The organism is Nocardia sp. NPDC049220, from assembly GCF_040647855.1.
GTDB lineage: Bacteria > Actinomycetota > Actinomycetes > Mycobacteriales > Mycobacteriaceae > Nocardia.
On record NZ_JBEZDA010000002.1, the window covers coordinates 124084 to 136579 of the forward strand.

The 12496-nt window shown below is 67.1% G+C and carries 8 protein-coding genes; 4 read left to right on the forward strand and 4 right to left on the reverse strand.

Annotated elements, in window-relative coordinates; all coding sequences use genetic code 11:
* Positions 1-349: 349 nt before the first annotated feature.
* On the reverse strand, positions 350-3151 hold the full coding sequence (locus tag AB0C34_RS07945) for an FAD-binding and (Fe-S)-binding domain-containing protein (RefSeq protein WP_357070048.1): 2802 nt from the start codon (positions 3149-3151) through the stop codon (positions 350-352).
* A gap of 222 nt (positions 3152-3373) precedes the next feature.
* Between AB0C34_RS07945 and AB0C34_RS07950 the strand changes: the two genes are divergently transcribed.
* A complete protein-coding gene (locus tag AB0C34_RS07950) occupies positions 3374-5254 on the forward strand; it encodes an ABC transporter ATP-binding protein (protein WP_357068750.1) in 1881 nt (626 codons plus the stop codon).
* Between the two features lie 245 nt (positions 5255-5499).
* Here AB0C34_RS07950 and AB0C34_RS07955 read toward each other — a convergent pair whose 3' ends face one another.
* Together AB0C34_RS07955 and AB0C34_RS07960 are read right to left on the reverse strand one after the other, a co-directional pair.
* A complete protein-coding gene (locus AB0C34_RS07955) occupies positions 5500-6495 on the reverse strand; it encodes an oxidoreductase (protein ID WP_357068752.1) in 996 nt (331 codons plus the stop codon).
* 46 nt (positions 6496-6541) lie between these two features.
* A complete protein-coding gene (locus AB0C34_RS07960) occupies positions 6542-7612 on the reverse strand; it encodes a DNA polymerase IV (RefSeq protein ID WP_357068754.1) in 1071 nt (356 codons plus the stop codon).
* A gap of 115 nt (positions 7613-7727) precedes the next feature.
* On the opposite strand from AB0C34_RS07960, the gene AB0C34_RS07965 reads away from it, so the two are divergent.
* The 3 genes from AB0C34_RS07965 to AB0C34_RS07975 all read left to right on the forward strand — a co-directional run bounded on the left by AB0C34_RS07965 (position 7728) and on the right by AB0C34_RS07975 (position 9748).
* Positions 7728-8000 carry a DUF1707 domain-containing protein gene (locus AB0C34_RS07965; RefSeq protein WP_357068756.1) on the forward strand — a complete coding sequence of 91 codons (273 nt, stop codon included), beginning with the start codon at positions 7728-7730 and terminating at the stop codon, positions 7998-8000.
* A gap of 219 nt (positions 8001-8219) precedes the next feature.
* Positions 8220-9266 carry an alpha/beta hydrolase gene (locus AB0C34_RS07970; protein WP_357068758.1) on the forward strand — a complete coding sequence of 349 codons (1047 nt, stop codon included), beginning with the start codon at positions 8220-8222 and terminating at the stop codon, positions 9264-9266.
* Positions 9267-9295: 29 nt separating this feature from the next.
* Entirely contained in the window at positions 9296-9748 is a 453-nt protein-coding gene (locus AB0C34_RS07975) for a hypothetical protein (protein ID WP_357068760.1), read from the forward strand.
* A 134-nt stretch (positions 9749-9882) separates the two neighbouring features.
* Here AB0C34_RS07975 and lon read toward each other — a convergent pair whose 3' ends face one another.
* Positions 9883-12243 (reverse strand): endopeptidase La, encoded by a 2361-nt coding sequence (gene lon, locus AB0C34_RS07980; protein WP_357070050.1) that lies wholly within the window; start codon positions 12241-12243, stop codon positions 9883-9885.
* Positions 12244-12496 lie beyond the last annotated feature (253 nt).

Here is a 12496-nt window from a genome sequence, read left to right on the forward strand (position 1 = left end):
ACCCGACCATTCTGCCCGGCGTTCACTCTCCCGCGAGGATGGGCCGCATCTACCTCGGCACACCACGGACGACGACGCGATCAGATGTTTATTCCGCATGGTCCGAGCTGTGCTCTATTTTGTAACGCCCAGAAAATGGGTTGCGATATCGGCTTCGGATCCGCAAACAACTGGCAGCGCCATGATGGAGGTTCTGATGATCACTACCGTGCTCAACTGGTTGCTCAATGCCTGGGGTGGCGTTTCCGCGGGCAGTTCGGGTTACCAGATTCCGCCAGGTTCCCTGCCCTTCGGCAGCTGAGCCGCGCGCGCACTCGTCGGGACCGGTCGCGATGAGTGCGCGAAAGTCTTATGGACCCACCAGGAACTGCGCAAGATGTCGACATCGGCGCTCTGCCAGCGCAGCTGCCTGGGTACGACAGGAGAACCCGTCGGCGAGGACGATCGCCTCGTCGCCAGCGCTACGCAACGCGGGCAGCATGCCATTCTCGGCCACCGAGACCGAAATGTCGTAATGGCCGATCTGCATTCCGAAGTTTCCCGCCAGACCGCAGCACCCGGCGATTTCCGTCACCTCGACTCCCATTCTGGCTAACAGCTGGCGATCTTTGTCGAATCCCAATACCGCATGCTGATGACAATGCGGCTGAACCACCACCCGCTGTCCCGATCGTGCCGGCGGACGCCAGTTCGGCTGATCGGCGAGAAACTCGGCCAGCGTCCGCACCGCCGCGGCGGTCGCGGCCGATCTCGGGTCGTTCGGCAGCAACTCTGGGAGGTCCGCACGCAGTACCGCGGTACAGGACGGTTCCAACCCGACCACGACGCCGCCCGCGCGCACGTGCGCGTCCAGCGCGTCCAGCGTGGCGCGCAGCCGCGCGCGAGCGCCGTCCAACTGTCCCGTGCTGATCCAGGTGAGCCCACAACAGACCCGGCGCTCGGGAATGTGGACGCGGTAGCCGAGCGCACTCACCAGACGAGCCGCAGCAAGCGCGATCTCGGGGTCGAAGGCATTGGTAAAGGTGTCGATCCACAGCATCACTTCGCCGGATCCGCCATCGGTGCTATCCGCCCTCGCCGGGTACGCCGACTCGGGGAGCCGAGCGCCCTCCTCCAGCTGACGCCACATCCGCCGAAAGCTGCGCTCGGCGAGGCGCGGCACAGCACGACGTGCGTCGATGCCTGCCGCGCGCAGTCCACTTCGGCGTAGCGCGGCGCGACCAGCCAGCGCGTTGACGACCCGCGGCATTCGACTCGCGACGGCGAGCCACCACGGCAGCCAGCCCAACGAGTAGTGATCGATCGGGCGCGGACGGTGCCGGTAGCGGCGGTGCAGCGCCTCCGACTTGTAGGTGGCCAGGTCGACGCCCGCCGGGCAGTCCGAGCGGCACGCCCGGCAGGACAGGCACAGATCGAGTGATTCGGCCACGGCTTCCGATGACCACGGCAGCGCACCGCGAACCACTTCCTGCAACACCCTGGCCCGCCCACGCGTGCTGTCCTTCTCGTCCCTGGTGGCCAGATAGGACGGGCACATGAACCCACCCGCGGCGCTGGTATCGGCACGGCACTTGCCGACGCCGACGCAGCGATGAACGGCCGTGCCCAAGTCGCCGTCGTCGGCTGGGAACGCGAATCCCTTCCGCGGCCCGACCTGCGGCAGCCCGACCAGCCGCAGATCGGCGTCGACCGGACGCGCAGCGACGAGCACTCCCGGATTCAGCAGGTCGCCAGGATCGAAAAGCGCCTTGTATGCGGCGAAGACGTCGAGCACAGTGCGGGAGTACATGACCGAAAGCAGTTCCGAGCGGGCGCGGCCGTCGCCGTGCTCGCCGGAGAGCGAACCGCCGTACCGCACAACCAGTTCGGCCGCGTCGACCAGGAAGGCGCGGAAACGCTGCGGTGCGTCCGCGATCGGCAGATCGAGCCGGACGTGGATACAGCCGTCACCGATGTGCCCGTAGAGCACGCCGTCCACGCTGTGGTCCTGGGTCAGCGCGGCGAAATCGCGCAGATACGCACCGAGCCGGGCAGGCGGAACAGCCGCGTCCTCCCATCCCGGCCAGGCCGGGCGTCCGTCCGGCGTGCGGCCGGCGAGTCCGGCGCCGTCGGCGCGGATGCGCCAGAGTACCGCTGCGGCACGAGGGTCGGTGACGATCCTGGAGTCGAGCGCGTCCACGGTCCGGACCAGCCGCCGAGCTACCGCTATCGCCTCGGCCTGCGTCGCACCCGCGGTCTCCACGAACAGCCATCCGCCGCCGCGCGGCAGGTCGGGGACCCGTCCCCACTGCGCGCGGACCACGTCGACCAGCCGCGCGTCGATTCCCTCGACCGCGATCGGCGCGCAGGCGATGACCGCGGCGACGTCATCCGCCGCGGTGGCGATGTCGGGGTAGCCGAGCACGGTGAGCACGGTCGCCGCGGGGAGCGCGACCAATTCGACCGTGGCGTCCAGCAGCAGGCCGCAGGTTCCTTCGCTGCCGACGAACGCCTTCGCCGCCGACGCGCCCCGCTCGGGGAGGAGATGTTCCAGACCGTAGCCGGAGGCCTGGCGGTCGAAACTCCCCAGATCGGTGCGGAGCACGGCCAGATGCGCAGCGGTGAGTTCCGCCAAACCCGGCACGTCCGACAAGCGGTCGGCCAGGGTGCGCTCGGTGCGGGTGCCGTCCAGAATCCGGAGCGCGCGCACGGTGTCGGAGGTGCGGCCCCACGCGACGGCCCGCGGCCCGCAGGCGTTGTTGCCGATCATGCCGCCGAGTGTGCAGCGGTCCTGGGTGGAGGGGTCCGGCCCGAAGCGCAGACCGTGTGGGCCGGCCGCGGCCTGCAACTGCGAAAGCACCACGCCCGGCTGCACCCTCGCGAGGCGCTCCGCGGGATCCAGTGCCAGGATCCGGTTCATGTGCCTGCTGAAATCGAGCACCAACCCGGGACCGATCGCGTTGCCCGCCACCGAGGTTCCCGCACCACGCGCGGTCACCGGTATGCCGTGGTCCCCGGCGAATTCCAGGGTGGCCGCGACGTCCTCGTCGGTGCGCGGAAACACGACCGCCGCCGGGCGAACACGATAGTTCGAGGCGTCCGAGGAGTACTCCGCGCGGCGACGCGCGGAGGTGTCGACCTCACCCGCGATCCTGCCGTTCAGTGCCGCCATCCGGTTCTCGGTCACCTCGCCAGCCTAGGCCGCTGCCCGGCCGTCGCTCGGCGCGGCGCGGGCTGCCGACCGACGGTGTCCAACCAGGTCTGATCGGCGCGGCGACCGATTTCGCTGTCGGCGCAACGATACCGCGCCAGGAACGACTTGCGGTCAACCTTTGTTGAGGTCTTAGTGTCGGTGGCCTGGTCTTTGATGGGTGCGAACGAGAGGGAAAATGACGTGAGCATCGAATCCGTGGCGTGGAGCCAGATGTACCGACGGGCGAACGCGCCATTGGAGCAGCGGCCGTTCCGCCGCGCCACCGCCGAACGGATCATCCGGTTCGCCGCACCGCACCGGCGGCGGATCGGTGCGTTCTTGCTGTTCAGTGTGTTGTCGGCCGTGCTCACGGTGGCATCGCCGGTGCTGGCCGGCCGGGTGGTCGACAACATCGTCGGCGGTGCGGCACCCCGAGTGGTGGTCACCCTCGCGCTACTGATCGGCGCACTCGCAGTGTTCGACGCCGGGCTCGGCCTGATGATCCGGTGGCTGTCGTCCCGGATCGGCGAGGGTCTGATCCTCGACCTGCGCACCGCCGTGTTCGACCACGTGCAGCGGATGCCGGTCGCATTTTTCACGCGGACCAGGACCGGTGCGCTGGTCAGCCGCTTGAACAGCGACGTGATCGGCGCGCAGCGCGCGTTCAGCGACACCTTGTCCGGGGTGGTGGCCAACCTGGTGACGCTGGCCCTCACGCTCGGCGTGATGGTCGGCATCTCCTGGCAGATCACGCTGCTCGCACTGGTACTACTCCCGGTATTCGTGATCCCCGCGCGCAGCATGGGCAACCGCTTGGCGAGCATGCAACGCGAGGCGGCCGGGTTGAACGCGGCGATGAGCACCCAGATGACGGAGCGGTTCTCCGCGCCGGGCGCGACGTTGGTCAAGTTGTTCGGTCGTCCGGAGCAGGAATCCGACGAGTTCGCGTTGCGGGCGCGCCGGGTGCGCGACATCGGTGTCCGAACCGCGATGCTGCAAACCGTGTTCGTCACCTCGCTCACGCTGGTGTCGGCGCTGGCGATCGCCCTGGTGTACGGGCTCGGCGGCTGGTACGCGTTGCGCGGGCAATTGGACGCGGGCGCGGTTGTCGCGCTGTCGCTCCTGCTGACCAGGCTCTACACGCCGCTGACCGCGCTGGCCAGCGCTCGGATGGAGATCATGGCCGCGCTGGTGAGCTTCGAGCGAGTCTTCGAGGTGCTCGATCTGAAGCCTCTGATCGAGGACGCGCCCGGCGCGCAGCCGGTACCCGAAGGTCCGGTCGCGGTGGAACTGGACGAGGTGACCTTCGGTTACCCCGCGGCCGACAAAGTGTCGCTGGCCTCGTTGGAGGACGTGGCCACTTTGGACACCCGCGGCGGGGTCGAGGTGTTGCACAACGTGTCGTTGCGCGCCGAACCGGGCCAGTTGATCGCGCTGGTCGGGTCGTCCGGTGCGGGCAAATCGACCATCGCCCAGCTGGTTTCCCGGCTCTACGACGTCGACAGCGGCGCGGTGCGGCTGAACGGGGTGGATGTCCGCGAGTTGAGCACCCGGTCGATCCAGGAGTCCGTCGGACTCGTCACGCAGGACGGGCACCTGTTCCACGACACCATCCGCGCCAACCTGTTGCTCGCCCGGCCGGATGCCACCGAGGACGAACTGTGGGACTCGTTGCAGCGCGCACGCCTGCGCGCCCTGGTCGCGGCGCTACCGGACGGGCTGGACACGGTGGTCGGGGAGCGCGGCTACCGGCTTTCCGGCGGTGAGCGCCAGCGTCTGACCATCGCGCGACTGCTGCTCAAGCAGCCGAAGGTGGTGATCCTGGACGAGGCGACGGCGTCGCTGGACTCGACTTCCGAAGCCGCGGTGCAGGAAGCGCTCGCCGAAGCGTTGGACGGCCGGACCGCCTTGGTGATCGCACACCGCTTGTCCACGATCCGAGCGGCCGACCAGATTCTGGTGCTGGAAGACGGTCGAATCGTGGAGCGCGGCAACCACACTCAACTATTGTCTGCCGACGGACGCTACGCGGAGCTCTACCGCACCCAGTTCGCCGACGACAGCACCACGGTCGCAGCCTGACGATCCGTCTGGTGGGCTGGGTGAGCGGGTAGCAGTGGTGTCGGCGCCGGGCAGAGTTCCCACGCTGAAGTATGTGTTGATCGTGTTGTTCAGGCAGCCACTCAGTCCGGACCGAAGTGCCAGTGTGCTCTGCGCCGCCAACTCGTCAGTGGCGAGCAGCGCGACCGCTTCGGTTGCCCGACGGACGCGACACGGTTGCGCGCCCGGCCATGAGCACGACGGCCCCGGGTTTCGCCTCGGACGGATCAAAACTCGCCCGCGACGCCGAATACTGTTCGACCGGAGTGGGTTCCGCGCTGTATCGACCGCAGCACTTGCTCCGCCTCGGTGATCGGCGCGGAGTTCGTCACGGTGGAAAGGTGCTGCGGGCGCAGCTCTTTCCCGAGCGCGGTCCACACCTCGCGGCGTTTCTCGATCGGGACATTGGCGGAATCGATGCCCAGCAGCGCGACCCCGCGCAGGATGAACGGCAGCACGGTGGTGGGCAGGTCGGCCCCGCCGGTGAGCCCGCTGACCGCGACCGCGCCGCCATAACCGATGGCGCTGAGGATGTAGGCGAGCGAGGCACCACCGACACTGTCCACCGCGGCGGCCCACCGTGCCGAGGTCAGCGGCCGACGTGCCGCGCTGGGATCTTCCGGTAGGCGGCCGATCACCTCGTTCGCGCCGATCTCGCTGAGCAGATCGTCCGCGTCGGCCTTGCCGCTGGACGCGACGACCTCGAAACCAAGCTTGGAGAGGATATCCACGCTCACGCTGCCCACACCGCCAGTCGCACCTGTGACCAGCACCGGGCCATCGTCCGGGGTGAAACCGCGATCGAGCAGGGCCTGCACGCTCAGGGCTGCGGTGAACCCCGCCGTGCCCAGCGCGGCGGCATCGCGCGGGTTCAGGTCTGCCAGCTGGACCACCCACTCGGCGGGCACCCTGGCGTATTCGGCGAAGCCGCCATTGTGCGACATACCGATGTCATAACCGTGCGCGATCACCTGATCACCGCGGGCGAAGTCGTCGTCGGACGACGAGACCACCTCGCCGATGATGTCGATGCCGGGCACAATCGGGTAGTTGCGGACTACTCCGCCCCCCTTGGTGATCGCCAGGGCATCCTTGTAGTTCGCGCTCGTGTACTGGACTTTGATCGTCACGTCGCCCGGCCCGAGGAATTCCTCGTCGACCTGCTGCCGGGTCAGGACGATCCCGCTCTCCGATTCGTGTGCCACCATCGCCCAGAGCTCCATGTCGACGAGCATACGAGTGTCCACCCGGTCCGAGGAGGAGGCGCGGCTACTCCGGGACGAGCTCCAGCCGCACACCGAGGAGGCGCACCGGGCGCTCGAGTACGAACCGATCGATGATGTGCAGGGCCGTCTCGGCGATTCGTGCGACATCGATACTCGGTTCCGGCAACTTCTCCTGCTTGCTGCGGGTGTAGAAGGTGTTGGTGCGCACCGTCACCGAAACGCGGGTGGCGACCCGGCCCGCGGCCGCCATCTCCTCGGCGACTTCGGTAGCCAGCCGCGCCACCTGGGCGCGAATCTCGCTGGGATCGGTGAGGTCCGTTGGAAACGTCTCGGATCTGCTGCGACCGACCGGAGTTCGCGGCACGGTGGTGACGTCGGTGTCGCCTTTACCCCGGCCGAGTACCCAGAGATAGGGACCGGTCTTGGGCCCGAACTCGGCGGCGAGGCGCTGCCGATCGGACGCCATCAGGTCGCCGACCGTGACGATCCCGAGGTCGGCCATCCGGGCGGCGATCCGGCTGCCGATACCCCACAGCGCGTTCGTCGGGCGATGCGCCATCACCGCGGTCCAGTTCGTGGCGGTGAGCCGGAAGACGCCCGCGGCGGCGCCCGGACCGGCGGCCGGTTCACCCGATGACTTACCCGTCGATTTGGCGAATCCGGTAGCCAGCTTGGCCGTGAGCTTGTTATCACCGATGCCGACCGAGCAAGTCAGGTCCAGTCGGTCGATGGCGGCGCGGATCTCGTGAGCCAGGCCTTCCGGGTCGTCGGTATCGGCGGCGAGAAACGCCTCGTCCCAACCCCACACCTCGACCCGCCCGGGGAAGCTGCGCAAGAGCGACATGACCTCGTCGGATGCCTCTTCGTAAGCGGCCATGTCGAGCGGAAGGAACACGCCTTCCGGACACTTGCGCTGCGCGCTGCGCAGCGCCATTCCGGCGCGCACTCCGAAAGCACGCGCCGGATAGGACGCGCAGGTCACCACTTTGCGCGGTTCGGCGGGGTCGCCGTTCCCGCCGACGATCACCGGCAGACCGCGCAGTTCCGGATGACGACGGAACTCCACCGCTGCTTGGAACTGGTCGAGATCGACATGCAGCAGCCACCTGGCCATATGCCGTTCTTACCGCACGACTCCGACATATTGCCGGAATTGCCGCCGGATCGTAGCCGTTCCTACCGCGGCGCGGGCCGTACGATCGCGAGAAGAACGACAAGGGAGTCCCGCGATGACCAACGCCCGAGACGATGCTTCGAAGGCACTGCCCGCGATTCGGATCGGCGATGCCGATCGCGAGATCGCGGCGCGCCAACTACAGCTCGTGGTTGAGGGAGGTCGGCTGGACCTGATGGAACTGGATAGGCGGCTGGTCGCGGTTGGTTCGCCGCTGCTACGCATAGATGGAGAAGTGGGAACCGGCGTGATCACCGCCCGCTATCCGCACCCGCCGCGACGCTCCTTCTTGGCGTTTCTGCTGCGCCATCCCCGACCGGTGGCCTGACGCTTCCCGCGCACATTCGTCCATTGCGCAACCGGACGCCGGACAGGAGGCAGGATGCGCACTTTCCACTCGTGGATCCTGCAGGCCCATATGTTTCGCCTCAGGGATCTCCTTGTAAACAGCTTTCAGAAGGTCGGTCGCCACCAAGGCGAGACATTACTTGCGTACGGCCGGGAATTGAATAGGAGCGCAATAGGTCTCACCGACATCGATCACGCGATGAAACAACTCAGCCACGGATCGAACGTCTTCCCGGCACTGGATAAGCCGCGGGGCGTATTGCCGGAGGACCCCAGGCACCTTCATGGCCTGTGGTCACAACTTTCGTCTGCCGACAAGGATGCGCTGTACCGCGTCGACCCGTTCATCGGAAATCGCGACGGTATTCCGCATGTCGATCGCGATCATTACAACCGCAAGAACCTCGCCGCCTGGTACGAGCAAGCGCTGACGATGCCCTACGAGCCGCTGAAACGCGCGCAGGCCATCAATCGTTGCGGCCTGATCGATCGCACCCTCGAATCCCCGGAGGGATCACCGCGGCGCTACCTCACACGGCTGGACGAGGATTTTCGAGTGGCCATCTCGGTCGGAAACCCGGATAAGGCCGCCTATGTGGTCACACAGGCTCCCGGCACCGGCACGAATCCTTTCGGAATCATGAATGCGACAGCCAGGTCGGAGAAGATCCGCCAAGCAGCTCTAGCGATCGACCCGAACGTGGAAACTGCCGTGACCACGTGGTTCGGTGACCGGCCACCGCTGCCCAGCAGAGCCGGGGACACTGTGCCCGCGCAGAACGACGCGCAACCGCTGCGCAGCTACCACGAGGGACTGCGCGCAACCCACGAGGGACCAGCCGCGCAACACACTGCCCTCGGCTATTCTTCTGGCGCGGTCAACATCGGCCACGCCGCCATGCAACCTCTGCATGCCGACAATCTCATCTTCGCCGGGGGTTTCGGCACCGGCGTCGAACGCGCCGCCGACCTGCGCCTGGCGGGCGTCGACGCCGAGGACATCGGGCGGCATGTCTTCGCCACCGTCGCCCGGCACGACTCCATTCTGCTGATGCCCAAGGTGCATGGCCCACCCCCGACCGCTGCCGAGTTCGGCGGCACCGTATTCAGCTCCGACACCGCCCGCGGCCCATGGACTTCGTTCGGCTGGAATCCGGATATCCACACGTCCTACTTCGACAGCAACAGCCGATCCATGCGCAATATCGGTCTCATAGTCACCGGTAACGGTCACCTCGTCACGTGACCGCACCGGGTGCGAGGAGGACAACGGACATGCCCACAGCAATCTCGGAAGCCATCGCGCGTCAACAGCTACATCAGTACTTCATCGAGACTCTGCGCAGGCTTCCGCGGGAACTGTCTCTTTCCCGAAGCAATCCGGCGGTGCCGCGAGCGGAATTCACCACAGGAATCACTCTGCCCTGCGACGACGGCGATGCCGGACCGAAGTACTTCGATATCAGATACTGGCTGATCGGTGTCACACCCGCGACGTCTGACACCCATTTCGACCTTGTGGTCACCGCATGGGCCAGTATGCGATGGCCGACGGGAACCGATCGCGCGGCTCGGCCCCGGGCCGCGTTCTGCCGCACACCCGACCACTACGGACTGACCATTCAGCAAAGTGTTGACGGGCACCTCAGCCTGTCCGGTTCCACGCCACCCTTTCTCACCGACGCTACGGGCGGGGAACCCTTGCCGGCTTCGATCGCGCATCCGTGACCGGATTCGGCTTCGCAAATCTCATTCTCGTACCTGCCAGGCGAGATCCCGTCTGCCCGAGCGCTGCCGGGCGGGCGGTGACGGCTGGATACACGGCGAGCGGGCAGATATCCGCGCCCGGCCCGTTCGATCTGTCAGGCCGTAGCCGCGAAGGCCTGATCCAGGGCAGGCTCAGCGACCGGCTCGATCGCGTAACCCAGGATGTCGGCGACGTCGGCAACTGGACGGACGTCCAGTGCGGCAAGCACTTCGGCGGGGACGTCGTCCAGGTCCGGCTCGTTGCGTGCCGGGATGAACACTGTCTGCAAACCGGCTCGCTGGGCGGCGAGCAATTTCTGCTTGACGCCGCCGATCGGCAGCACCCGTCCGTTCAGAGTGACTTCACCGGTCATACCGACATCCGAGCGGACCTGACGGCCGAGCGCCAGCGACACCAGGGCGGTGACCATGGTGACGCCCGCGGACGGACCGTCCTTCGGCACCGCGCCGGCGGGGAAGTGGATGTGGATATTGCGATCCAGTACCGACGGTTCGATGCCGATCTCCTCCAGGTGCGAGCGGACGTAGGTCAGCGCGATCTGCGCGGATTCCTTCATGACGTCACCCAACTGGCCGGTCAGCGTCAACGAGCGCTCACCTTCGGCGGCATTGGCCTCGATGTAGAGGACGTCGCCGCCCGCGCCGGTCACGGCGAGGCCGGTCGCCACGCCCGCAACCGCGGTGCGTTCCACTGAATCCGGGGTGAAGCGCGGACGACCCAGGTAGTCCTTCAGATCACCGAGACCGATGGTGAGGGACTGCGCGTCACCACCCGCACCACGCGGGGATTTCGTCAGCGCCTCCTCACCCAGGTCGGGGTCGGCGCCCGATCCCACCGGGACGGTTCCCTTCTCGGAGAGTCGGGTCGCGGCCTTGCGCAGCGCCTTGGCAATCAGCCGCTCCATCTGCCGAACACCGGCTTCCCTGGTGTAGTTCGCGGCGATTTCTCGCAGTGCCTCCTCGGTGATGGCCACCTCCTCGGCGGTCAGTGCGTTGCGCTCCAGTTGCCTGGGCATCAGGAAGTCACGCGCGATGGCCACTTTGTCGTCTTCGGTGTAACCGTCGACTGTGATCAACTCCATCCGGTCCAGCAGCGGGCCCGGGATGGTCTCCATCACGTTCGCCGTGGCGATGAACAGCACGTCGGACAGGTCGAGGTCCAGGTCGAGGTAGTGGTCGCGGAATGTGTGGTTCTGCGCCGGGTCCAGCACCTCGAGCAGGGCCGCCGCCGGGTCGCCGCGGAAGTCCGAGCCGACCTTGTCGATCTCGTCCAGCAGCACGACCGGGTTCATCGAGCCGGCCTCATTCATGGCGCGCACGATACGACCGGGCAGTGCTCCGACGTAGGTGCGCCGGTGACCACGGATCTCCGCCTCATCGCGGACACCGCCGAGGGCGACACGGACAAACTTGCGTCCGAGCGACCGCGCCACCGACTCGCCCAACGAGGTCTTGCCGACCCCGGGCGGGCCGACCAGCACGAGTACCGCGCCCGAGCCACGTCCGCCGACGACTTCCAAACCTCGGGCGGCCCGGCGAGACCGGACGGCCAAGTACTCGACCATGCGGTCCTTGACCTCGTCCAGGCCGTGGTGATCGGCGTCCAAGACCGTGCGGGCAGCCGAGACGTCCGTGCTGTCGGTGGTCTTCACCGTCCACGGCAGCTCGAGCACGGTATCCAGCCAGGTCCGGATCCAGCCGGACTCCGGACTTTGATCGCTGGCCCGCTCCAGCCTGCCGACCTCGCGCATGGCCGCCTCGCGGACAGTGTCTGGCAGGTCGGCCCGCTCCACTCGGGTGCGGTAATCGTCGGCGCCGTCGGGCTCGTCTTCACCGAGTTCCTTCCGGATGGCGTTGAGTTGCTGGCGCAACAGGAACTCGCGCTGGCTCTTCTCCATGCCCTCGCGGACGTCTTCGCTGATCTTCTCGCTGATCTCGGATTCGGCGATGTGCTCCTTGGTCCAGTCGATCAGGATGGTGAGCCGCTTCGCCACGTCCGGGGTTTCGAGCAATTCGCACTTCTGCTCGGCGGTCAAGTACGGCGCGTAACCCGCGGTGTCGGCGATCGCGGACGGGTCGGTCAGCTGGTTGACCGCGTCGATGATCTGCCAGGCCTCGCGCCGCTGCAGCACCGAGACGACCAGCTTCTTGTACTCGGCGGCCAATTCCTTCGTTCGGCCGTCCGCGGTAGGCGCCTCGACCGGCTCGGCCTCGACCCATAGTGCGGCGCCGGGGCCGGTCACTCCATGTCCGATCTTGGCGCGCCGCTCGGCCTTCAGCACGGCGGCGGGCGCGCCACCGCGCATCCGGCCGACCTGCTCGATCGTGGCGACCACGCCGTAGGAGGCATAGCCCTCGGTCAGCCGCGGCGCGAGCAGTACAGCCTCGGTTCCGGCCGCGCGGGCAGCATCGATCGCGGCCTGCGCCGATTCGTCCAGTTCGATGGGCACGACCATGCCCGGCAGCACGATCGGATCGGTCAAGAACAGCACCGGCAGGTTCTGTGGTGTAGTCACGTGTTCGACCCTTCCAAAAGTTGAGCGATGCCTACTCAACCCCGGGTCCATCGGGTTTGTTCCGCCCTGCTCAGGTGGTTCGCTGAGGGCGAACTATCGGTCCTCCGCCACGGTGACGTCGGGTCGGCGACTTGTCCCCTCATCGCACGTTGTTCCCGGCGAAGAGGTCTTTGGTCGCGGTGGTCACAATCGC

Excerpts from the sequence above, each read along its gene's own strand:
- AB0C34_RS07945 (WP_357070048.1), bottom strand. The coding sequence starts at position 3,151 with ATGGCGGCACTGAACGGCAGGATCGCGGGTGAGGTCGACACCTCCGCG.
- AB0C34_RS07955 (WP_357068752.1), bottom strand. The coding sequence starts at position 6,495 with ATGGAGCTCTGGGCGATGGTGGCACACGAATCGGAGAGCGGGATCGTC.
- AB0C34_RS07960 (WP_357068754.1), bottom strand. The coding sequence starts at position 7,612 with ATGGCCAGGTGGCTGCTGCATGTCGATCTCGACCAGTTCCAAGCAGCG.
- AB0C34_RS07965 (WP_357068756.1), top strand. The coding sequence starts at position 7,728 with ATGACCAACGCCCGAGACGATGCTTCGAAGGCACTGCCCGCGATTCGG.
- AB0C34_RS07970 (WP_357068758.1), top strand. The coding sequence starts at position 8,220 with ATGAAACAACTCAGCCACGGATCGAACGTCTTCCCGGCACTGGATAAG.
- AB0C34_RS07975 (WP_357068760.1), top strand. The coding sequence starts at position 9,296 with ATGCCCACAGCAATCTCGGAAGCCATCGCGCGTCAACAGCTACATCAG.
- lon (WP_357070050.1), bottom strand. The coding sequence starts at position 12,243 with ATGGTCGTGCCCATCGAACTGGACGAATCGGCGCAGGCCGCGATCGAT.